The organism is Phormidium sp. CCY1219, from assembly GCF_035615515.1.
In the GTDB taxonomy this organism is placed as follows: Bacteria; Cyanobacteriota; Cyanobacteriia; order Cyanobacteriales; family Laspinemataceae; genus CCY1219.
In genome coordinates, this window is the sequence record NZ_JAJENT010000745.1 from 1 (window position 1) to 23005 (window position 23005).

At 50.6% G+C, this 23005-nt stretch carries 16 protein-coding genes; 8 read left to right on the forward strand and 8 right to left on the reverse strand.

Annotation, left to right across the window (positions count from 1 at the left end; translation table 11 throughout):
• Positions 1-40: 40 nt before the first annotated feature.
• Positions 41-193: a hypothetical protein gene (locus LKK83_RS22640; RefSeq protein ID WP_324633646.1), complete on the reverse strand. Its 153-nt coding sequence runs from the start codon at positions 191-193 to the stop codon at positions 41-43.
• 291 nt (positions 194-484) lie between these two features.
• The gene (locus LKK83_RS22645; RefSeq protein ID WP_324633648.1) at positions 485-1408 is read right to left on the reverse strand and encodes an RluA family pseudouridine synthase; all 924 of its coding nucleotides are present in this window, start codon (positions 1406-1408) and stop codon (positions 485-487) included.
• A gap of 374 nt (positions 1409-1782) precedes the next feature.
• Here LKK83_RS22645 and LKK83_RS22650 point away from each other — a divergent pair, with 374 nt between their 5' ends.
• Positions 1783-2121 carry a cupin domain-containing protein gene (locus tag LKK83_RS22650; RefSeq protein ID WP_324633649.1) on the forward strand — a complete coding sequence of 113 codons (339 nt, stop codon included), beginning with the start codon at positions 1783-1785 and terminating at the stop codon, positions 2119-2121.
• Between the two features lie 377 nt (positions 2122-2498).
• On the opposite strand, the gene LKK83_RS22655 is transcribed toward LKK83_RS22650, so the two are convergent.
• Positions 2499-3029 (reverse strand): YidB family protein, encoded by a 531-nt coding sequence (locus LKK83_RS22655; protein ID WP_324633650.1) that lies wholly within the window; start codon positions 3027-3029, stop codon positions 2499-2501.
• Positions 3030-3483: 454 nt separating this feature from the next.
• On the opposite strand from LKK83_RS22655, the gene LKK83_RS22660 reads away from it, so the two are divergent.
• The 4 genes from LKK83_RS22660 (at position 3484) to LKK83_RS22675 (ending at position 13252) form a co-directional block, all read left to right on the forward strand.
• Positions 3484-6336, forward strand: coding sequence for an S-layer family protein (locus LKK83_RS22660; protein ID WP_324633651.1), 2853 nt, complete (start codon positions 3484-3486; stop codon positions 6334-6336).
• 126 nt (positions 6337-6462) lie between these two features.
• A complete protein-coding gene (locus tag LKK83_RS22665; protein WP_324633652.1) occupies positions 6463-9141 on the forward strand; it encodes a CHAT domain-containing protein in 2679 nt (892 codons plus the stop codon).
• A 591-nt stretch (positions 9142-9732) separates the two neighbouring features.
• Entirely contained in the window at positions 9733-10518 is a 786-nt protein-coding gene (locus tag LKK83_RS22670) for a DUF928 domain-containing protein (protein WP_324633653.1), read from the forward strand.
• Between the two features lie 184 nt (positions 10519-10702).
• Entirely contained in the window at positions 10703-13252 is a 2550-nt protein-coding gene (locus LKK83_RS22675) for a CHASE2 domain-containing protein (RefSeq protein WP_324633654.1), read from the forward strand.
• A gap of 118 nt (positions 13253-13370) precedes the next feature.
• Here the strand turns inward: LKK83_RS22675 and LKK83_RS22680 are convergent, their stop codons facing one another.
• Positions 13371-15104 (reverse strand): HAMP domain-containing sensor histidine kinase, encoded by a 1734-nt coding sequence (locus LKK83_RS22680; RefSeq protein WP_324633655.1) that lies wholly within the window; start codon positions 15102-15104, stop codon positions 13371-13373.
• A gap of 371 nt (positions 15105-15475) precedes the next feature.
• On the opposite strand from LKK83_RS22680, the gene LKK83_RS22685 reads away from it, so the two are divergent.
• On the forward strand, positions 15476-17185 hold the full coding sequence (locus LKK83_RS22685) for a YcjF family protein (protein WP_324633656.1): 1710 nt from the start codon (positions 15476-15478) through the stop codon (positions 17183-17185).
• 68 nt (positions 17186-17253) lie between these two features.
• On the opposite strand, the gene LKK83_RS22690 is transcribed toward LKK83_RS22685, so the two are convergent.
• The 4 genes from LKK83_RS22690 to LKK83_RS22705 form a co-directional block, all read right to left on the reverse strand.
• Positions 17254-18627, reverse strand: a complete 1374-nt coding sequence (locus tag LKK83_RS22690) for a hypothetical protein (protein WP_324633657.1) — start codon at positions 18625-18627, stop codon at positions 17254-17256.
• Positions 18628-19071: 444 nt separating this feature from the next.
• Positions 19072-20079, reverse strand: coding sequence for a tetratricopeptide repeat protein (locus LKK83_RS22695; protein WP_324633658.1), 1008 nt, complete (start codon positions 20077-20079; stop codon positions 19072-19074).
• A 34-nt stretch (positions 20080-20113) separates the two neighbouring features.
• Positions 20114-20974 carry an IMS domain-containing protein gene (locus tag LKK83_RS22700; protein WP_324633659.1) on the reverse strand — a complete coding sequence of 287 codons (861 nt, stop codon included), beginning with the start codon at positions 20972-20974 and terminating at the stop codon, positions 20114-20116.
• Complete coding sequence (locus LKK83_RS22705; RefSeq protein ID WP_324633660.1) at positions 20971-21144, reverse strand: hypothetical protein; 174 nt, start codon at positions 21142-21144, stop codon at positions 20971-20973. Before LKK83_RS22705 ends, LKK83_RS22700 begins: the two co-directional genes overlap by 4 nt.
• Positions 21145-21339: 195 nt before the next feature.
• On the opposite strand from LKK83_RS22705, the gene LKK83_RS22710 reads away from it, so the two are divergent.
• Together LKK83_RS22710 and LKK83_RS22715 are read left to right on the forward strand one after the other, a co-directional pair.
• Positions 21340-22317, forward strand: coding sequence for an ABC transporter ATP-binding protein (locus tag LKK83_RS22710; RefSeq protein WP_324633661.1), 978 nt, complete (start codon positions 21340-21342; stop codon positions 22315-22317).
• A 92-nt stretch (positions 22318-22409) separates the two neighbouring features.
• Positions 22410-22817, forward strand: a complete 408-nt coding sequence (locus tag LKK83_RS22715) for a fasciclin domain-containing protein (protein ID WP_324633662.1) — start codon at positions 22410-22412, stop codon at positions 22815-22817.
• Positions 22818-23005 lie beyond the last annotated feature (188 nt).

The following is a 23005-nucleotide window of genomic DNA, read 5'->3' on the forward strand; positions in this document are numbered from 1 at the left end:
TTTAGGCTGGTCAGGTGGTTAGAAGTACAAGCCCCTGGCTTTAGACATGGGGTTGGTTTCTACGGAGTCCCTGACGCCGTTCTTGCGAGTTTACCTCAAACTCGAGATAGTCTTCCGGGGTGTAAAGTTTTTTTTGTTCGGCTTGCACGAGCATTTGAGTCAGTCCTCCCTCTGGGGATAAGTTGCGCGTCAAATCAGTGTTTTTGTCTGGTTCTTCTCTTTTGACGGTTGGTGTTGTCTCTGGAATAATTGTAGATCGTAGTTCTCGGGTAGGGGGAGGTATTCAAATTACCGAGATTGACTGTCTCGGTGGGGCGATCGCTCCCCAGAACTCCTTGAAACGGGTGCAAATTAGTTTGCAGGTTGGAGACGCGATTCCGAAGCGTCTCTACGGGGAGGCGGGGCCTGGGAATGCAGCGTTCCCCCTGGGGGGCACGAGTCATGGGCGTTGATCCCCATTGTAGCCGCGATGTCGCCCGCCCAGTTAAAACGATCGCCGTCTGAGTACGTTTAACAGCTTGGTGAGGCTGTCGGGAAGGGGGGCGATCGCTTCGAGGGTTTCTCCGGTTTCGGGATGTTCCAAAGTGAGACGCCATGCGTGCAGGGCTTGTCCGGGGAGGTTGACGCCCACCGATCGCCCGCTGGCGTATAGGGGATCGCCGACAATCGGATGTCCCATGTCAGCACAGTGGACGCGAATTTGATGGGTGCGTCCGGTTTCTAGGCGAAAGTGCATTACTGTATAATTTCCCAGTCGTTCTTGCACCTGCCAGTGGGTGACGGCGGGCCTTCCGCCTTTTTCTACCGGGACGATCGCCATTTTTTTGCGATCGCGTTTGTGGCGTCCGATGGGTCGGTCGATGGTACCGCTTTCGGCTTTGGGCGCACCGTAGAGGATGCCGAGATATTCCCGTTTTGCGGTTTTGGCTTTGATTTGCCCTTGCAGGTGTTGGTGGGCGCGATCGGTTTTGGCGATCGCGATCGCTCCTGTGGTGTCTTTATCCAGTCGGTGGACGATTCCGGGACGCTGCACGCCGCCAATTCCCGATAAATTATCACAATGTGCTAACAGTGCGTTGACTAGGGTATCCTCTTCATGGCCCGGTGCTGGATGTACCACCACTCCCGCCGATTTGTTGAGAATAATCAAACTGTCGTCTTCATACAGAATATCCAAGGGCATCTCGGTGGGCCGCAGCTCTAACGGTTGTGCGGGGGGAATTTCGATGGCGATGCGATCGCCGTGGCGAACTGTGGCTTTTTTTGAGGTGCAAATTTCTTGGTTGACTTTGACGCAATTTTGTGCTATGAGCTGCTGGATGCGCGATCGCGATAAATCCGGGACGCGATCGGCGAGGTAGCGATCGAGTCGGGTGGCACTTTCTTCAACAATAATAATTTCTGTCATTGGCGATCGAATAGAACATAACCGGGTTTTCCCGTCCTTTCTCTGTCGGCGCGACGTCTCGTCCTCCACCTGCTCTTTGAACGGTTATTCGGTGGGATTTGACTCCCACCGAATCCACTGGCAAGATTTCTATTTTATCCGAAAATCGCCATTCGGAAACGGGTATTTTTTTGCCTCGGCTCATATCCCGCACTCGCCACGGACCCTGGCTCACCTGTTCCCCCATCCCACTGATTCTTCCTGGGGAATGTCCCTCTCTAGATAGACGACACTGGGGATTTCTCCTTTTAAAGTAATTCCTAACGAGCGGGCTAATGACAAAAATTTCATCCCGAAAACATTTCTTTATTTTAGCAGTTACCCAGGAAATTCATATGGCTGATACAACCATTAAAAAAGTAGACTCTGCTCACTCCCCCCACGGCGAGATGGGCCAGAAATATCTTGCGGCGGGCAAGTCTCTTTCTATGCGGCTTTGGGAAGAAGAACCGGGCGAGTCTAAACCGGAAGTAAGCCGGGATTACGAAACCGTGGGTTACGCGATCGCCGGTCGCGCTGAGCTTTACATCAACAGTCAAATGGTATTGCTCGAACCTGGCGATTCTTGGGTGGTTCCCAATGGGGCCAACCACACCTATAAAATTCTGGAGCCTTTTAAAGCCGTTGAGGCGACTTCCCCGCCAGCGCGCAGTCACGATCGCGATGAAACTTAAGTCCAATCCGGTGGCGAGACCTACCTCTGGCCTCGCTTTTTCTCCCGTTTCATCTCTCCCCCTTCCCCCCTGTTGGCCGATCGCTTCCGGGGGGTGGCGGGGAAGAAAATTTTTCCTAAAAAAAAGGATTTGTCCTTGACAAGGGAAAAATTGTTTGCTAATCTAGATTATAATGGGAATAGTGGCAAAATTAAAAATTTTGCCACTATTCCCATTATGAATATATGGTATCGCAAATTCTGAGAAAATGCAAGGCCGGGAAGAAAAAAAAGCGGCCAAAAATTTTAACTTTTTTTTTTGAGTTGCATGATATAAAAATCTCCGAACAAGAGAAGGGAACAGAAGTATCTTGTCCGGAGAAAAGGAGAGTGAAGAATTTAACGGGATTGGTTGAAGAAATTGCCGGCAAAGCTAATAGCGTCAGCGATATCCACATCGCCATCATTATCGGCATCTAAAAAGCTATTGAGGACGGGATTGCCGCCGCGTTGGGGGTCGTCTGCGCTTGCGCCACTTTGCAGTAAATTCAGCACTACGGGGATAAGCAGGGGAAGCATAGATTGGATTTGCTGTGCGTTTAAGCCAGTGCGGGCGCAGAGGGTTTCGATGAGTTGAGAAATTTGCGGGGCGGAGAATAAAGCAGCGATCGCGGAAGAATTAGCCGAAGTGCCGCTAAACTGGCTGACAATGGATTGTACCATATCGCTGCCGCCGGCGTCCCGTTTTTCCTGCAGAGCCGATCGCACGAAAGTGCCCACCGTCGAGAGCATAGTTTGGGTAGTTGCAGGATCGGTATTGTAGGTGCTGCTGAGTTGCTGTACGGTACTGAGAATCGTACCCAGTTGATTGGAACTCGCTTGCTGAGAGGGATTATTCAGCGCACCAGCAATTTGGTCAAAAAGGCCCATAGTATTTTACTCCACCATAATAAAAACATTTGCAGTGAATCGGGCAACAGGTATCGCGAGAAAACCCGACACCCCACCCTACTTCTAGAGTAAAGCAAATCGGGACATCTATGAGGAGAGAAGAAGCGCACGAAAGGCTTCCGGAGAAAAGTTTGAGGAGGGGAAATTTTTATCTCCTCGATGAGGAGTGGGCACAGAAGGGAGCAAAACCACCACTACACTCCAAGTTATTTTAAAATAGTGCAGTAGAGGGAAGCAGTGCTGACGCAGACGACGGGCGACAGAATTTTCCCTTACTCAGGGTGTCTTGGAAACAGTGGCGCAGGGAGAAAAAAAGATGGGTAATTCATGCAGAAAAAACAATCATTGCAGTGGGCGGATATTTGGGGAACAGGGGTTTCACCGATCGCTCACCATTGGAATAAAAACACTCCTCGTTCTGAGTGGACTCGGAGTGCCATTCGCCTTCCATGCAGTAGCCCAGGGGCAAATCATCCCCGATCGCAGCCTACCGAGCAACTCCGAAGTCACCCCCCAAGGGAACAGCCGCATCATCACCGGCGGAACCCAACGCGGAGGGAACCTATTCCACAGCTTCAAAGAATTTTCCCTCCCCACCAATCGAGTAGCACAGTTCGAGAACCAGCCAAACATACAAAACATTGTGACCCGAGTAACCGGAGGAAAAATCTCCCAGATTGACGGACTAATCCAAACCAACGGAAGCGCCAACCTATTCCTACTCAACCCGAATGGAATAGTATTCGGACCCAACGCCCAACTCAACATCGGCGGGTCATTCGTAGCCACCAGCGCCGAAGCCATAGAATTAGCCGACGGCACCACATTTGGGGGAATAGACCCAGAAGCCCCCCCATTATTAACCATCAGCACACCCGTAGGGCTGCAATTTGGAGAAAATCCCGGAGCGATTATCAACCGATCGCGCGCCACAGACAGCAGCGGTGCGATCGCCCGGATGCAAGTGACACCCGGACAAACCCTTGCCCTAATTGGCGGCCACGTAACCCTCGAAGGCGGGCAAATGCAAGCCCCCTCCGGACGCATCCACATTGGCAGCGTAGGGGACAAAGCCAAAGTCAGCCTCCGGGTCACAGAAAACGGAATAGCAGCAGGATACGAAAGCGTAGGAGACTTTCGAGACATTCAACTCTTGCAGCAAAGTGTCGTGAGTACCAGTGGCCAAGGTGGCGGATCCGTAGAATTGCAAGGGCGACAGATACAGGTGCGCGACGGTTCCCAAGTATTAGCGATCGCCCGAGGAGCGCAACCCGGAGGCACCTTACGCCTACAGGCCAAGGAATTCGTAGAAATCAGCGGTACCAACCCAGAAAACTTTACCATCATCGCCAGCGACACAATGGGAACCGGTGCGGGAGGAGACCTAACCGTAGAAACCCGGCAATTCTTACTACAAGGCACAGCATTTTTATCCACCACCGCCTTTGGAGAAGGTGCGGGGGGAAATCTGAGCGTGCGGGCAATCGACGGAGTAAACTTAATCGGAATTGGCCTTGAATCTCTCAACCAATTTTTAGGCGGTGGATTGAGCGGACAACTGCAACCGAGCGATCGCATTAGCGGACTATTCGCCGGAACCGCCGGACTCGCCCCCGGGGGGAACATAACCATCCAAAGCGATCGCATCGGCATGTATAACGGCGCGATCGCCTTCAACCCCACATTTGGCAGCGCACCCAGCGGCGAAATCAACCTCTTTGCCAGTCATGCCATCGAAGCGATCGGCGCAGGAGCATTTACCAACACCGCCCTTGGAAGCACCGGATCCGCAGGAAACTTAACCATACAGACCAGCCAGCTTACCATCCGAGATGGCAGCGTCTTTTCCACCGCCACCTTGGGCAATGGCGCAGGAGGCGACATCCTGATTCGAGCCTCAGAATCCGTAGAAGTGTCCCGAACCCTACCCGGAACCCTGCTACCCACAGGCATCTTAAACAATACCCTATTCGGCATCGGCATAGGGGGAGACATCCGCATCGAAACCAAACGCTTAATCAATCGCCAAGGAGCATTAATCGTCGCCAACAGTGGCGGGATAGTCGGTACCGACGTAATTCCCCTCGGCGGACCCGGAGGAAACATCCTCATCGAAGCCAGCGAATCCATAGAAATCCTAGGAGTATCCGCCGATGGTTTTACCACCAGCGGTCCGGGAACCACCACCTTCACCGACAGTCCCGCCGGAGACTTGACCCTAATTACCGGCACCCTGAGTATCGGCGATGGCGCAATTCCCTCCAGTGCGAGCCTCGGTGAAGGTGCGGGGGGAACCCTGACAGTGAATGCCTCCGAGTCGGTAGAAGTGTTTGGCACCTCCCCCATAACCGGATTGCCCACCACCGTTGTAGCCTCCTCCGGGCGCGCCGACTTACCGCAGGTGCAAGCCATCGGCGCAGGAGGAGACGTGAGAATAACCACCCCCGAATTGCGCGTGCGAGACGGTGCCAGCCTGGATGTGAGAAGTCTCGGAGCGGGAAACGCCGGAACCCTGGAAATTGTAGCCGGGTCAGTTCGCTTAGAGCGCGAAGGGAGTTTAAACGCAGCCACCGTATCCGGGGCCGGGGGCAACATTCAGGTGCGATCGCCGGATATTCGGTTAAGCGATCGCAGCAGCATCACCACCAACGCCGGAAACACCAACGGCGGAAACATCACCATCGACACCGAAACCTTAACCGCATTAAACAATAGCGACATCACCGCCAACGCCCTAGAAGGTCGCGGAGGTCGCGTCAGCATCACCGCCGAAGGCATCTTCGGCACCGAATTCCGAAGCGCACCCACCCCCGCGAGCGACATCACCGCCACCTCCCAACTCGGCCCCCAGTTTAGCGGTACCGTAGAAATCAATACCCCAGAAACAGACAGCAGCTTGGGAATCGTAGAACTAGAAAGCGCTCCGGTGGATGTGTCCAAACTAATCGCCCAAAACTTCTGCGTAGTGGGTCAAGGCAGCGAATTCACCATTACCGGTCGCGGCGGGTTGCCTACCTCTCCCAACGAAGCCCTGGATGCTTCCGTAGTATTAGAAGACTTGCGAATTGTTCCCACCAGCCCCGCGCAAACCTCACAACCCCCCTCCCCATCCCCCGCCCTTGCCTCCGTTTCCCCCAGTGGCCAGCGGTTGGTGGAAGCCCAAGGGTGGGCGATAAACGCACAAGGAAAAGTGGTTTTGGTAGCACAACCCACCAGCGTTACCCCCCACAGCGATTGGATGAGCCTCCCGGGTTGTGGGAAATTATATAAAGAACCGGGCGACTAACAGTTGCGGCGGCGCAACCTAAGTCTGCCATCGCAGACGACTACCTGCATGCTGCCTGCAAACCCGATTGTTTATCTTCTCTTACCATATTTTTCTTTTCATGTCAAGATATAGCCGAAAAATATAATGCCAAAACCGAGAGATTTCCGATGGATTGTCGCCGCCTTCTTAAGCTTTACCCTCAGCATGACCCTTCATGCTGCATGGGTCGCTCATCGCGCCTTTCCCGCCGACCCACCCCCGGCAAATGCGATCGCCGAAAATCAACCCCAAACCACATTAACTGCTGGGAAAAAAGAATACGACGCCGGACGATTTGCTGCAGCAGTTCGGGTGTGGGAACGGGCGGCGGCAGAGTTTTCTACCCAAAACAATCCCCTGGGAGAAGCGCAGGCATTGAACTTTCTATCCTTAGCTTATCAGCGGTTGGGAGAGTATGAAAAAGCCAGTGCCGCGATCGCAGCCAGTCAAAACGCGATCGCAACTTATCCCCCAGAACAACCGCAAAGCCAAATCATCCGCGCCCAACAATTAAACACCGCCGGTCGGCTGCAATTCTTCCTCGGACACACCGAAAACGCCCTAGACCTTTGGCAACAAGCAACCCAAATGTATCGTAACGTGCCAGACGAATGGGGAACCCTACTCAGTCAAATCAATCAAGCCCGCGCCATGCAAGTTTTAGGACTACACGCCAAAGCCACCAAAACCCTACTCGAAATCGAACAAACCCTAGACAAACAACCCGACACCTCATTAAAAGCTGCCAGGTTGCTGACCCTGGGAAATTTGCGGCGACAAGTCGGAGCATTAGAAGACTCCGAGAGAATTTTGCAGCAAGCTCTCGAGGCAGCAAATCGGGGGCGATCGCCACAACAAATCAGCGCCATCCTATTAAGTTTAGGCAATACATTACAAGCCAAAAAACAACCAGAATCCGCCTTAAACCTTTATCGACAAGCCGTAGCCGCCGCCTCACAAACCCGCGACCCCATGTTGCAATTACAAGCACAATTAAACCAACTGCATATCTTGCTAGAAATAGGGCAATGGGAGTCAGCAGAAAGCTTAGCCGCGCAAATTCCCGAACCCTTGAGCATTTTGCCCCCCAGTCGCCCCACAGTTTACGCCCAGGTGAATTTAGCCCGCGCTGCAATATGTTTGCAACAGAAAAATCCCGCTTGTTTGACCTCAGAAGAATTGCTCCAGGAGACATCACAGCAGGAAATTATCGGCGATACCGAAACGATTATTTCGATATTAGAACGAGGAGTAGAAGCAGCGCGAAAATTGGACGATAGGCGATCGCAATCCTATGCCCTAGGGAACCTAGGTCGCTTATATGAAAAAATCGGACAACAAAGCGCCGCACAAAAACACACCGAAGCCGCATTAAACTTAGCCCAGGGGATACAAGCATCAGATATTGCCTATCAGTGGCAATGGCAACTAGGAAGAGTGAGGGTAAAAAAAGGAGACAAAACAGGTGCGATCGCCCCATATACCCAAGCAGTACGCACCCTACAATCGCTTCGCAGCGACCTAGTAGCCATCGAACCAGAGGTGCAATTCTCCTTTCGCGAAACCGTCGAACCCGTTTATCGTCAGCTTGTAGCATTGCTCCTCGACAGCACCCAGGGCGCTTCCGTCCAGCTAAAACAACAGTATCTCACACAAGCCCGCCAAACCCTCGAATCCCTGCAACTAGCAGAACTAGACAACTTCTTCAAAGACGCTTGTTTGGACGCCCAACCGCAGCAAATTGACGAAATAGACCCCACCGCCGCCGTATTCTATTCCGTCATTTTGCCAGACCGATTAGCCGTCATCCTCTCCATCCCCGGCGACAACCTGCGTCACTACGAAACCCCCATCACTCAACGCCAAGTCGAAACAACCTTAGCGCAACTGCAACAATTCCTCAGCCCTGCATTTTCCAACAAGCGGCGCTTGCAACTGTCGCAACAACTGTATGACTGGTTAATTCGACCCGCGCAAGCCAGTTTAGCGAATCGGGAGATTCAAACCCTGGTTTTCGTACTCGATGGCGTCCTGCGGAATTTACCCGTAGCCGCCCTGTATGATGGAGAAAGCTACTTAATCGAAAAATACAGTCTCGCCCTCACCCCTGGATTGCAATTGCTCGCGCCGCAACCCTTGCAACGAGAGCAAATCCAAGTTTTGAGCGGGGGACTCACCGATGCCCGTCAAGGATTCGACCCATTACCCGCAGTAGAATTAGAATTGCAGCAAATCGCCACTCAAGTAAGTGAAGCGCAAGTTTTGTTGAACGGGGATTTTACCGAATCGAATCTAGCCAGTCAGATAGACCGAGTAGACTTCCCCGTCATTCATTTAGCGACTCACGGTCAGTTTAGCTCGAATTCCGAACAGACATTTATTCTCACCTGGGATGATAAAATTCAAGTCACCGAATTTGAGGCATTGCTACAAACCCGGCAAGATGGATTTTCCACCCCGATCGCATTATTGGTCCTGAGTGCCTGTCAGACAGCGACAGGAGACAAGCAAGCCGGATTGGGATTAGCAGGGGTAGCCGTGCGATCGGGGGCGCGATCGACCCTAGCAACCCTGTGGTCCGTGAACGATGCCTCCACCGCAACCCTAGTAACCGAGTTTTACCGCAACCTACTCCGCGACGCAGGCCCGGGCGCAACGGACACCTCTCCCCCCATGACCAAAGCACAGGCCCTTCGTCAAGGGCAGTTAGCCTTGTTAAATGAGGATAAATACTCCCATCCGTTTTATTGGGCACCCTTTGTTTTGGTGGGAAATTGGTTGTAGAGTCGGAGTGACTATGCGTTTAAATTGCATGTTAAATTTCAATTTAAACCCCGTATTGTGGGCAGCTAATCCCCTAAAAGTATGCAAACTAAATGTGGTTGCGGTCGGAAAATAATAGGTGAATTTCCGGGAAAGGGCTACGCCAAGGTGCCACAGAATGTAAAGAAATTATAAGTTGAAACTACTTTCAACTCTGTGGGGCTGCAAAACAGGGTCTAGGTTCGCCTGGGAAGGGAAAACTTTGCAAAACTTTTACAATTGCCGGGTAAATAGTTGCACGAATAGCGCAAAAAATCAGGGGGCAAAAAGGTGTAATGACTGAAGTTAAGCGCGTTTTGCTTGGGGGTTCGCAGAACAACATCCGAGGAGGATAAAAGGGAGTTTTGCGCCAAAATGTAAAGGAACGGTAAAGCTCAAGCCGTAGAACGGGTTCAAAATCGTCCCCTTAAAATTACCTAGAGTTATAAAATTTGATATAGTAGTAAAAGAGGTCAGCAGGGTGTTAAATGTCGCAGAGATAAAATCCTCTTTAATCGCCGATAAATCAATCCGATTAATTCAAGCAATTCGCAAGCAGCAAGGAGTTGAACAATGGCATCAACAAACTCGTCGGTTTCAGTGGCAATTTTTTCCATCGCCCTGTCAGTAAAATTCGCCCTAATGGCTGGCTTACCCACCCAAGCGCAAGTTTCCGCCCCCAATCCACTATCCGAGAAAACCGTGGCTAGCATTACCTTCGAGCCACCGGATAACCAAACCCTGGAAGATTCCGCCGGGGGAGCATCTCGCAGTGGCGGATTCTGTCCCCAAGATGGGATGATGGAAGGACCATCGGTGACGCCAATCTTGCCAGAAACCAAGCAAGGATTAACCCTATCCGATCGCCCCACGGTATTCGCCTACATTCCCCCTACCTCAGCGGCCCAGGGATATTTTATCGTCAAAGACAAAACCGAGGATTATTACTATCAAACCCAGGTTGAGATTCCCAACCAGGGAGGAATTATCAGCCTCACCCTCCCCCCAGAAGCATCCCCCCTGGAAACCGGGAAAACCTATCAGTGGTCGTTTGTGTTAGCCTGCGAAAACCCACCGAGAGCAGATAGTCCTCGGGTAGAGGGGTGGATTACCAGAACCGAAGCAAGCGCCACAGCGATGGGTCAACTCCCACCAGAAGTTTCGTTAGAAGCAGCGAGCCAATATGGCAAGGAAGGAATCTGGTACGATACCCTCAGCACCCTTGCCGAATTGCGCCGATCGCAACCGGATCGATATACCGCCGCCTGGGACAACTTCCTAAGCGAAAACGGACTCGAAGCGATCGCCAACCAACCCCTGATTCAATCCATAGCGCCCCCAAGCGCGATCGGCCATTAGGGGAGTTAGAATAGGGAGCTAATCCATTTTCCACCGCCAGGGACAAATCCCTCGCGTCTGCCTGGTAGCGCACCCTAGAATGGGAATAGGGGGCGCTATTGTTTTTTAGGGTACGATTTAAGCGATCGCACCAAAAACGAGCAGTGTGCCCAAACATAGCCCGTGATTTCCCTAAAGCGCCTAGATGGTATTAAAATCGAAGCTATGGCAATGGCGTGCGGTATTGGTAACAGCACCGACAGTGGCGGGTTTCGTCATTGCCACCAGTGCGGCTGGATGGTTCCAGGATCCCGAACTCGGGATGCTCGATCGCTTTTTTCGCCTGCGTCCCCCACAACCCGCCGACACCCGCATCGCCATCGTCACCATAGATGAATCGGACATCACGAATGTGGGACAGTGGCCCATGTCCGATGGAACCCTGGCGCAATTACTGAATAACATTAAACAACAACAACCCCTGGCAATTGGCTTAGATGTGTATCGCGATTTAAGTGTCGAACCGGGGCATGAGAAATTAGTAGAACTGTTTGAATCCACCGAGAATTTAATCGGCGTCGAGAAAATTATTGGCCATACCGTAGCGCCCCCTCCCAGTCTAGAGCGCAACGATCGCGTGGGAATTTCGGATTTAGTTTTAGATGCCGATGGCAAAGTACGGCGAGCTTTATTATCTCATAAAAACCAAGCGGGAGAAACTCAGTTAAGTCTCGGGGCGCGGTTGAGCTTGATGTATCTAGAAAGCAAAGGCATTCAGCTAGAAGTCGCAGATCCCGAACGGATGCACTTGCGCTTGGGCACAGCGTTATTTAAGCCGTTTAGAAAAAACGATGGCGGTTATGCGGGGGTCAATGCCGGTGGGTATCAGATGTTGTTGAATTTTCGCGGAACCCAGGACAATTTTCCCACGATTTCGATGACGGAGGTACTGGAAAATAACATTCCGCCGGATTTAATGCGCGATCGCATTGTGTTAATTGGGGCAACTGCGCCGAGTTTAAATGATTTTTTCTTCACCCCGGATATTTCCGGGGCTTTCCGCGAGGAGGGCAGTTGGTTTAAAAATCAACGACGGATGGCTGGGGTGGTGATTCATGCTAATTTAATCAGTCAAATGGTCGGTGGTGCTTTAGAAGGGCGTGCTTTTTTGCAAGTCTGGTCCGAACCCCTGGAGTGGATTTGGATTTTTGCCTGGTCCGCCGGGGGGGCGCTGTTAGCTTGGGGGTTGCGCGCCAGTCGCTTGTCTCAAAAACAGAGAAGATTTGGCAAAACTGTGGCGATCGTGTTGTTAGCAGGGGCGGGTGCGATCGCCATCGGTTATCTGGCATTTTTAAACAGTTGGTGGATTCCGGTGGTTCGCCCCCTGGTGGCGCTGTTTGCTTCGGCGATTATTGTCTCGGATTATAATAGCCGCAAATTGCTGCGCGATCGCGATCGGCGACTCACCCAATTTTTAGAAGCAGTTCCCGTAGGTATCACCGTGGTGGATACTGGGGGAAATGCCTATTTTTTCAATGAAAAAGCCAAGCAGATTCTCGCGCCTCATTTGCCCCGCAATGCCTCGGTGAGTGACATCGACCTGGCATGTCGCAGTTCTTTTACCAAGGGCGATCGCGACTCTGGAGCGTCGGAATTGCTCATCCAGCGGGCGTTAAGGGGGGAATCTACTACTGCCGACGATATTGAAATTTACAACGGCGATCGAGATATTCCCATCGAAGCTTGGGGAACGCCAATTTATGATGAGGAGGGCAATATATCTTTTGCGATCGTCGCCTTTCAAGATATCAGCGATCGTAAAAAAGCCGAACAAGAACGGCAAGCCTTCATCCAAAAACTCTCGGAACTCAACGAAGACTTAGAACGCTCTCTCGATGCCGAAATTCGATTAATTGAAGCCGCCGAACGCTTCGTCCCCAATCAATTTTTATCCTTCCTCGGTTACGAAAGCATTGCTGAAGTCAAACTCGGCGATGCGGTGGAAAAAGAAATGTCGGTTTTGTTTTGCGACATTCGCAATTTTACCACCTTATCGGAAGCAATGAGTCCGGAGGAGAATTTTAAATTTATCAATGCCTATCTTTCTCGCATGGAACCGGCGATTATCGAAAATAATGGGTTTATCGATAAATATATTGGCGATGCGATTATGGCGCTATTTGGCGGCGGCGCAGATGATGCGGTACAAGCAGGTATTTCTATGCTAAAATACTTGAGCGACTATAATACCACCCGAGGCAGACCGGGACGCCCCAAAATCAAAATCGGCATCGGCATTAATACCGGGTCTTTGATGCTCGGAACTGTGGGCGGAATCAACCGTCTCGATGGTACCGTGATTAGCGATGCGGTAAATTTAGCCTCGCGCATCGAAACGCTCACGAAATACTATGGGGTGGAATTGTTAATTACCCAGCAAACGTTTTTGCACCTACAAAATCCGGGAAAATACGACATTCGCCTCATCGATCGCGTCCAGGTAAAGGGCAAATCGGAACAAGTGACGGTGTATGAGATATTCGATGCCGATCCGCCGGAACTTCGCGAAGGCAAGTTAACCACCAAGTCGGAGTTTGAAAAGGCAATTTTATTATTTCATCTGAATAGTTTTAGGGAAGCACAGGGTTTATTTCAACGCTGTTTGAACGAGAATCCGGGGGATAAAGTGGCGCAAATTTATCTGGAACGCTGTAAGCAAGAAAGGAGCGATCGCCCCCTTCCAACCCAACCTTAAATCCTCCACTGCGCTTGGGTTTTGATTCATCCGGGAAAGGATTTTGCGTGACCTGCTTCTCGTTTTTCCGGCATTGGTATTAGAATCGAAAAATGGCATAAAATGGGCATTGCCCACCCTACAGAGAAACTGCCGCTTTAATGGGTAGGGTAATGGAAAACTCGGTTCCCATTCCCACCTCAGAGCAAACAATAATTTTTCCTCCATGTTTGTCTTCCACAATTTGCCGACTAATTGCTAACCCCAATCCGGTTCCCACCCCACGCGGTTTCGTGGTAAAAAATTGGGCGAAAATTTTCTCTTGGTTTTCCGGAGAAATCCCCGGCCCATTATCCGCAATTCTCACGTTAACCCACCGCTCATCGATTTGTTCCGTCGAAATGGTAATTTCTTTTCCCTTTACACCTTGAATCAGGGTTTGCTCGTCTAAGGCATCCACCGCATTACTGAGCAAATTCATAAAGACCTGATAGAGCAATCCCATATATGCCTCAATCGGGGGCAGATTGCCGTAATTGCGAATCACCTGGATGCTCTTTTTAATTCGGTTGTGCAAAATCAACAAACTACTGTCAATACATTCGTGCAAGTCCACCGGTTGGGGAATGTTTTCATCCAGGCGCGAGAAATTTTTCAAGCTCAAGGCGATCGCCCGCGCCCGTTGTGCCCCAACTTTCATCGACTGCAATATTTTAAACAAGTCTTCCTTGATAAACTCAATTTCAATTTCTTCCGCCCGTTCTTTCACTGCCGGCGGGGGTTCGGGAATCTCGGTTTCATAGGTATCGAGCAAATCGAAAATATCCTCGAGGTATTCTTCCGCCGGTGGGAGATTGCCGTAAATAAAATTAATCGGATTATTAATTTCATGGGCAACGCCAGCCAACATCCGCCCCAAACTGGCCATTTTTTCACTTTGAATTAACTGGCTTTCTTTTTCGTTTTCTAATTCTGAAATAAGGTGATTGACCTGGGCAATTAATTCGTTAAATGAGCTGGCCAAAACCCCAATTTCATCTTGGGTTTGAATCGGTGCTTTTAAGTTGAAATTAGATTCTTTCGCCACTTGCTGGGAAACCGCAGTTACCGCTTGAATGGGTCGCGCGATCGCCCAACTGATATAGAGCGCTAAGAGAATTGCACTCCCTACCGATACCAGCATGGTGACGCCTATAAACCATCGCCGAATCTTTCCCGCTTGCCATAACGCCAGTTTCGCTTGCTGCTGTTCTTCCTGCGCCGATGCCATCAGGGTTTGTAACTGCTGCGAAAACCGATTGAATCTCTCCACCGCAGGGCGATCGCTAAACCCTAAAAGCACTTGTTTCGCGTTAGTAATTTCTTCCGGTTCTAACGTTAATGGGGCAATTTCTTCGAGCAACAAATCTAGCTCTCGGGTGTAGGCTTCTACCACGCCTTTATACTCCTGCAACAGCGGTTCGAGACCGACAATCTTTTCCGGGTATTCCTTCAGTTCCCATAATTGCCCTCTCACACTCGCTACACTCTCAAGCCACTGATTCTTTTCTGCCTGAAATTCGGCGGGGGACATCTGACTAACATCATTAAGTTCTTGTCGATAAAACGGCACTTCTAAAGTGGCAATTCGCAAGCTCGTCAATAACGCTTGGCGATCGCTCGCTAGTGCAAATCGCTGCAACGCTTGCTCCTGATAGTAACTCCCGATCGCCACTGCAATTGTAGTTCCCACCAGCGCCACTCCCAAACTCAACAAATACCCCAGACTAATCTTTTGCCGAATATTGCAGCGCCCCCCAAATCCCATTATCCAATTCTGGAGTTTTTCTTTCCCCAATGTGCTACTATAATGATAGTCTTTTGAGTTTTTCATTCCGTTTACCCCCGGAAAATCCTGTAGTGCCAAAGGCGAGCCTTTTTAGCTTACGATGCAGCATAGCAAAAAGTCGTGCAAAAATTCAATCAACCCACCCAGTTTTCAGCTTTTCCACACCCCGTGAGGAAAAATTGAGAATTAACAATTGAGAATTAACAATTGAGAATTTAGAATTAATAGAATTAACGGGGGGATGGATTTGGGCACCGATCTGGTCAATTCTTCCCAAAAATTGCAAATCACAGATTGATAATTTACTAAATAAATGTTGTTAATTTCTAACTTTTAATTTTCAATCCATTTCCCCGGCTTCTCCAAGCAGGGGCGAGATTAAGATCGAAATAGTCCGATCGCTGAGAATACTTGTCATGCCTTTATCGCGCCTTTTAACCTTATTTGTGGGTATCGTCTTCATCTTAGGGATGATGCTGTGGCTGGTGAGTGCCATCTCCCGGCTTTACATGCAGATTAGTTTTTCCGCACCCCTGCTGGCGAACCTGCTGCTGTTGCTCGTCATCGCCCTGCTGATCGTGTTAATTGGGGCATTTATCTACTACCTGCGGCTGTTCCAGAACCCCAAAACCGGGCGAGGGCGGCGCAGACGCAAGCTAAAAGTCCCCGCCCACAAAGCCGATGCGGCGGGAGCCAACTTAAAAGCGGTTCGCCAACAAGTGGATAACATCCAAGACGAAGTAGCGCGACAAGAACTGCTGCAGCGATCGCGCGAACTCGAACAGAACTTATCGCGCCGGAATCTGCAAGTGGTGGTATTCGGGACCGGTTCGGCGGGGAAAACCTCCCTAGTGAATGCGTTACTCGGGCGCATGGTGGGGCGGGTGGATGCGCCGATGGGAACCACCGATGTGGGTCAAACCTATCGCCTGAAACTCAAAGGACTCGATCGCGAAATTTTAATTACCGATACCCCGGGAATTTTAGAAGCGGGAGTAGCCGGAACCGAACGAGAACGCTTAGCGCGGACCCTATCCACCGAAGCGGATTTACTGTTATTCGTGGTGGATAACGACCTGACGCGATCGGAATACGAACCCCTGCAAATGCTAGCCGAAATTGGCAAGCGCTCCATCGTGGTTTTAAACAAAAGCGACCGTTATCCCGAAGAAGAACGAGAAATCATTTTAGCCCACCTGCGCGATCGCGTAGAAAACTTCATCTCGCCAATGGATGTAGTGGCGATCGCCGCCAATCCCAGCGAAATCCGCCTCGAAAGCGGGGCCGTATTTCAAGCCGACCCAGATATCATGCCCTTAATTCGCCGCATGGCTGCCATTTTACGCGCCGAAGGAGAAGATTTAGTCGCCGACAATATCCTGCTGCAATCCCAACTTCTCGGCGAAGAAGCGCGGCGCTTAATCGATACCCAACAAAGACGACAAGCGGATAAAGTCGTCGAACGGTTTCAGTGGATCGGTGCTGGTGTAATTGCCTGCACCCCCTTACCCGTGATTGACGTACTTGCCACCGCCGCCGTCAACGCCCAAATGGTAGTAGAAATTGGTAAAATCTATGGGTGCGATATTAATCTCGAACGGGGCAGAGAATTGGCGCTTTCTCTCGGCAAAACCTTAGCCAGTTTGGGAATCGTAGAAGGGGCGGTGAAACTGATTACCGCCGCTTTGCAATTAAACTTAGGAACCTTTGTGGTAGGTAAAGCGATTCAAGGCGTCACCGCTGCGTATTTAACCCGCATTGCCGGCAAGAGCTTTATCGAATATTTCCGCCACGATCGCGATTGGGGGGATGGCGGCATGACCGAAGTAGTACAGCGACAGTTTCAGCTTACCAAAAAAGAAGAATTTGTCAAAGCATTTGTGAAAGATGCGATCGACCGCGTAGTGGAACCGTTGAAAATGAATTTGACCCTGGAAGACGAGGAAGCGTATGGAGAAGAAGGAGAGTATGAGTATGACGACTACGATTTACCCCCGCTGACGCGCTACGCCGAAGCGGAACAAGCTTCAGAAAGCAGAGAGCTTGCGGAGATAATGGAACAGGAGTATGAGGAATATGATGATTGGGAGTGGGATAGTCGCCGTCAGCAGAATGATGAGTGGTAAATCACCCCGAGAAAGTCAGAATTGAGAAGTTTGGCGTGGTTCTCGATTTGAGATATTTGCTCAATGGTTTAGCGGTTGGGTTTGATGAAGAAAAGCCAGGCGAAGAACCCGCCGAGGATGCCAGCAAGGGCGCTTGCACTCAAGACGATGGCGATCGGCGTCAGGGATTCCGGACCGGTCCAGGGTGAAGGTTCGATCGCCGCCGCATGATTCACCTGTGCCATCCAACTCGAAGAACTACAAGCCACCACTACAGCGGTTCCGAAGCCGACCCCCGCTACCGTGGCAAATTGTTGGAACTGGCGTGCTTCTTGCGCGTGGGAAATACTCACCATGCCGGCGATCGTGGCAATTAAATTTTCTTGTACTTCCAAGCAAGGACGCAAATTAGCATAATCTTTTTCCAGTTGTTTTTGATATTTCGCCTTAACAATATCGCTAAACTCTTGCAGGAATTTAAAATCATTGCTAACTTGGAAAAAGCTGCCTGCTTTTTTTTCAATTAGCATCACGTATTTTTCATAATGCAGCAAATTTATATCCAGAGTATGCTGATAGACTTCTAATGCATTAATTGTTTTGACAAAATCTGACAAAGTTATCGCATTTTTTTGTAAAGTTGACTGGAGTTGCGACCACTCTAAATTATAAATATTTTCAATAGAAGGCCCCATGCTATCGAACTCGACCAGGGTTTTCTCTTTCATCTCGCGGCTTTGAGTGTAAGCCCAGATAATTTTATTTCGGTAGCAAAATAAAAGCTTCCAATACTCGTAAAACTCAGCCGCTTGGGTCATTGCCTTCTGATTCGGATAGAGAATCATCACCAAATGACTATCCGGCTCAATTTTTTCCCACCGTTGCGGGGAGGCTCTCCAAAACTCCAGAACCGTTGCCCCTAAAAATTGTCCCTTTTCTTGATACTGCCAGCCTCGGTCGATTAAACTTTTATAAGCGCTTTCTGCTAGATGATGGACTTCATTTCTGCCGCCACTTTCCAACCATCCCGAGAGCATCCAAGTTTGGCCTATTTTTCCGGGCAATAAAAAATCATCGGGAGCTAATATTAAAAGTTTTTCCAGACAGCTTGCCAAATCTTTAATATCAAATTTTCCATCCACTGAGAGTTGGCATAGCAATCCATAGGTATCGTCTAAGGCAAAGCGATTGTAAGAACCTCCGATTTTTTCGTCTTCAAATTCTCCCGCAAATTTAAACTGTCCTGTTTCGTGGTTTTTGACATCTAAAAATTGGGCATATTCCCTATCCTCAGTCACCGGTGTGGAACTCAGGGAACCAGGAAGTTGCTGGGGCAATTTTTCCAGTACATATTGGTAGTTTTCTAAATTGTCTCTGGTCTCTATACCCAAACCTTCGCGAAGGTGATAGACAAATAGATCGAGAGTCGGAGAGACTAAATTTATCATCTCAATCGAGGTCATCAGTTGCTAGATAGTAAACAGTTTTCAGCGGGGATGCAAAGCCTGAGCCATGATAGGCCGATACCTGCTTTCTTGCTTCGGCGATCGCCGAAACGGAACGCGATTAGATGCTACCCGATTTCGCTGGAGTTTACGCTTTATAATAGCACTCCTGACATCCACCTCTGGGAGCAAGTAGCTTTCTCTCGGCGGCTAGGAAATTGGTAAAAATCCTTCACTGCCGCAGAAATACTGGGGTGGGTGGCAGCCTCAGTTTAATGCAACTCTATGGCCAGGAGTCAATAGGTTCTCACCCCTCGGGGAACTCAGGGTTGGCGAAATCGTTGTGTATTGAGTGTAGATTGTGCAGGGGCGAGGGGGGCGGGGAAGGGCAAGGAAGGGCGGCGAATGGCATCATCGCTGTTGCGATTATTCGGTTTGCAAACCCCCGACAATGCCAGGAGATTATCTGCGAAACCATCGGTGGAACCCCTGCCCGATACGGCGCAAAAGCTGCCAAACCCGGTAGAGGAATGAGCGGATGCGGGGACTGGGGCGGTGTTGCCCGGGGGTAGGGGGTGGTGGTGGGGAAAGCGCCTCGGTTCTGTGGCGCTGTGGGGGTTGGGGTTGCAATTCCAGCGCTGTTTCATAGCTGTCGATCGCCGCTTCATAGCGATGTAACCGCTTCAACGATCGGGCGCGATATTTCCAGACGGTGGCATCCGTCGGTTGCAAGGCGATCGCGCGATCGTAGCTGGCGATCGCCTCGTGAAAAGCCCCCAACTCGAACAGAGCGTGACCCCGATCTGCCCATGCTTGGGCATCCTGGGGATAACGCGCCACCATAGCGTCGCATGACTGGAGTCGAGCATTTTGCGCCACCGACGACTCCATCACCACTGGGGCGGGGGGCGGCGGCGTCAACTGGGCGAGGGCGATATCGAGCAGTGCTCGAGTTTCGCGAGATTGGGGTTGAATTTCCAACGCCCGCCGATAACAAGCGATCGCCGCTTCGTAGCGGTGCAAAAATGCCAGAGTTTCCCCTTTATTGTGCCACAGTTCGTAACCGTCCGGATGGAGGGCGAGGGCGCGATCGTAGCTGACAATTGCCGCTTCATAACGTCCCATTGAGGACAGACAGTTGCCCCGATTGTTCCAGGCGCAATGGTAATTCGGTTCGATAGCCACCGCGCGATCGAAACTCGCCACCGCTTCATCATAGCGCTGTAACATTTTCAGCGCCATGCCGCGATTGTTCCAGGCATCCGGATAATCCGGTTGAATTGCGATCGCCTTATCATAGCTGGCGATCGCTTCTTCATAGCGCTGTAATTGGTAAAGAGAACCCGCGCGATCGTACCACGCTTGCGGGTTGTTCATTTGAATTTCTATGCGGTGGATTTCCCCCCGCTTTTTCGGTGGCGTAGTGTTGGGGTTAAACCGGGGAGGGGGAAACTCCGAGGGTGGGGACATGGCGATCGGCTATCGGACTTAGGCTAAGGATTGATTAATCGAGTGCTTGATAATCGGCGATTTTCCATTCGCCATTGACCCGTTCTAAATTGTAGCGAATTAAATTCGTGGAAAAATCGCTTTTTTCGCGATTGATTTGGCCATTTTCGTAAAGGGTGTAATCCTCCGTGACTTGTGCCTCCACAGTTGCTTTATCTGTAGCGATTTCAAATCGATTCACCGACTCGATGCGCTGCACTCCATATTCATAAAATGCATTATTGTTTTGCAACCAATTTATAGCATTGAGGGAATCGGCGTATAAAATCCCGGTAGTCAGATTGCGGAGCAAGGCGCGATTGTAGGGAGGGGCAAACATTTGTTTTTTTGCCTCCAACCATCGGCGAATCAATGCCTCTGCGGCGGCGCGATCGAACGTGGGAGTGGGAGTAGGGGTTTCCGTGGGTTGAGAGGCGGGGTTGGTGAAGCATCCCGCATCTTGCAAATTCGCCCCCATCAAATTCGCATCTTGCCGTTGCCATCCACAAGTGTTGGCATTTGTCAAGACTGCATCTTTCAGATTTGCGCCTCGGACATCGGCTAAGCGCAAATTGGCATCGGTGAGATTAACTGCCAACAAATCCGCCGCAATCAGAGTGGCCCGGGTTAAGTTGGCTCCTCGAAGATTGGCATAGCGCAAGTCGGCGTTTCGCAGGGAAGCGCCTTGCAAGTTGGCACCGGTCAGATCGGCACCGCGCAAGTTGACTCCTTCGAGATCCGCACCGCGCAGATCGCATCTCGGGCAGCGCTGAGTTTCGAGCAGTTGCCGCACTTCCTCGGGATTTGCCCCGCGCGCGGCAGCAGCTAAACTGAGAGCAAACGTCGCAGTAAGTGTAGCAACTTTGGTGGCGTTCATAGGCAAGGAAAAAGCGCGACAGTAACCGACTCGACCAAGGCGGCGGGGTCTACCGGTGCGGGAACCATTTCCCCTCGGAAGTCGAGCAACTGAACCAGCAGCAAATAGGCGATCGCCAGAAAAATGGAAATGGCACCGGTAATAATTGCGACCACTTTAGAACGATCCATTGTAATTCCTCAAAACTGCAGTTGTAGGGTATTGTGACATTGCACCGAGCGATCGGCGCATTGGGTTGACCTTGCTGGGGTAGAATAAATTTTTGAGCGCTGCTCGAACGGCGCGCTTGTCCACTGATGTAAAATTCCACTTGCATCGGGAAACAATGCACAAGAGACGTTTTGCTGTAAGAGTGCTCAACGGGTATGGATTCAGTGGTTGATTGGCCTGTCGAACCGACGAAAGAGCAAGTCCCGGCGATCGAGACCTTCGAGTTAAAGAAGGTTTATCTGCGGGGGTTCTGGATGAATCAAAAAGTAGAAACCCTCAAAAATTGCTCCTTGACGGTGTACGAGGGAGAAACCTTCGGGTTACTCGGGCCAAATGGGGCCGGAAAAACGACCCTGCTCAAGATTTTGCTGGGTATTTTGCGTTCTAGCCGTGGGCGCGGGGTGGTGTTGGGGCGTCCCTTGGGCGATCGCGCCGTGCGCGAACGTCTCGGATATCTCCCAGAAAACCCTTACTTTTACGATTATCTGACAGGTTGGGAGTTTTTGCAGTTTAGCGCCAGTTTATTTCAAATTAACGGCAGGGAACAACGACACCGCATCAGCGAGTTGCTCGATTTAGTCGGGATTGCCAAGTCAGCGGCTCGCAATAAGCCACTGAAACAGTATTCCAAGGGGATGTTACAGCGCATCGGCATGGCGCAGGCACTAATTAATGACCCGGATTTGGTGTTTTTGGACGAACCAATGTCGGGACTCGATCCGTTAGGACGCTATCAAATGCGCGAGATTATTTTATCGCTTAAGGAGCAAGGCAAGACGATTTTTTTTAACAGTCATATTTTGGCCGATGTGGAGAAAATCTGCGATCGCGTCGCTATCCTCGCCCGAGGGGAATTGATTTGCATGGGAGCTTTGCCCGAATTGTTAGGCACCTCTGACGTTTACTATGTGGAAGGCACTGGCGGTAACACCGAAGTGCTGAAACAATGGTTGCCTGATTTAGACTTTGAAGAACAACGCTGGCACGGTCATTTAAAAGGGTCGCCCCAAGATTTCCTCGCCAGCTTGCAATTGATGGGGGCGAAATTGATTTCGATTCACTTGACGCGAGCCTCCTTAGAAGAATTTTTTGTCGGGCAACTGCGCGATCGCGGCATCACCGTCAGCCAGTGATTCTCTCAAAAGCTATTCCCCTTGAAAGATGCGCCATCCCCCTAGGTAATGCTATCCCTAAATTAAATAGAGATTGAAAGGATAGAAAACAGATGGCTGATATCGTAGAAACTGCTTCCCAAATCGGACAATTCAAAACCCTGATGACCTTAATCGAAGCAGCCGGTCTGGTGGATACCCTGAAGAGTTCTGGCCCCTACACCGTGTTTGCTCCCACCGATGAGGCATTCACCCAGCTTCCCTCCAACACCATCGCCACTTGGATGGAAGACCTGCCCAAACTGAAAAAAATCCTCACCTATCACCTGCTCAATGGGGACGTGCGGAGCGATAATCTCAGCGAATTAGACAGCGCTAAAACCCTTGAAGGATCTATCGTGGGGATCGATACCTCCGATGAAACGAAAGTCAACGACGCCAAAGTGCTCAGCGCAGACCGAATAACGGACAATGGCACGATCCATGCGATCGATAAGGTTCTGATGCCTTCCTTTGCTTAGGTATTGCCTAGGGCGATAAATCCCCTCGAGACCAGAATCGGGCAATTTTTCCGGGGTTTATCGCCAGCAAAAACAAGTCTTTATGAATCAATTTTATAACAGCGATCGGGATTGTTAAACTAAGCAATTCCGTCACCAGAACTACTCGTCTTCAGAACCGGACTTGAGACTTTCACCTCATCCGGCTC

Excerpts from the sequence above, each read along its gene's own strand:
- LKK83_RS22645 (WP_324633648.1), bottom strand. The coding sequence starts at position 1,408 with ATGACAGAAATTATTATTGTTGAAGAAAGTGCCACCCGACTCGATCGC.
- LKK83_RS22650 (WP_324633649.1), top strand. The coding sequence starts at position 1,783 with ATGGCTGATACAACCATTAAAAAAGTAGACTCTGCTCACTCCCCCCAC.
- LKK83_RS22655 (WP_324633650.1), bottom strand. The coding sequence starts at position 3,029 with ATGGGCCTTTTTGACCAAATTGCTGGTGCGCTGAATAATCCCTCTCAG.
- LKK83_RS22665 (WP_324633652.1), top strand. The coding sequence starts at position 6,463 with ATGCCAAAACCGAGAGATTTCCGATGGATTGTCGCCGCCTTCTTAAGC.
- LKK83_RS22670 (WP_324633653.1), top strand. The coding sequence starts at position 9,733 with ATGGCATCAACAAACTCGTCGGTTTCAGTGGCAATTTTTTCCATCGCC.
- LKK83_RS22675 (WP_324633654.1), top strand. The coding sequence starts at position 10,703 with ATGGTATTAAAATCGAAGCTATGGCAATGGCGTGCGGTATTGGTAACA.
- LKK83_RS22680 (WP_324633655.1), bottom strand. The coding sequence starts at position 15,104 with ATGAAAAACTCAAAAGACTATCATTATAGTAGCACATTGGGGAAAGAA.
- LKK83_RS22685 (WP_324633656.1), top strand. The coding sequence starts at position 15,476 with ATGCCTTTATCGCGCCTTTTAACCTTATTTGTGGGTATCGTCTTCATC.
- LKK83_RS22690 (WP_324633657.1), bottom strand. The coding sequence starts at position 18,627 with ATGACCTCGATTGAGATGATAAATTTAGTCTCTCCGACTCTCGATCTA.
- LKK83_RS22695 (WP_324633658.1), bottom strand. The coding sequence starts at position 20,079 with ATGTCCCCACCCTCGGAGTTTCCCCCTCCCCGGTTTAACCCCAACACT.
- LKK83_RS22700 (WP_324633659.1), bottom strand. The coding sequence starts at position 20,974 with ATGAACGCCACCAAAGTTGCTACACTTACTGCGACGTTTGCTCTCAGT.
- LKK83_RS22705 (WP_324633660.1), bottom strand. The coding sequence starts at position 21,144 with ATGGATCGTTCTAAAGTGGTCGCAATTATTACCGGTGCCATTTCCATT.
- LKK83_RS22710 (WP_324633661.1), top strand. The coding sequence starts at position 21,340 with ATGGATTCAGTGGTTGATTGGCCTGTCGAACCGACGAAAGAGCAAGTC.
- LKK83_RS22715 (WP_324633662.1), top strand. The coding sequence starts at position 22,410 with ATGGCTGATATCGTAGAAACTGCTTCCCAAATCGGACAATTCAAAACC.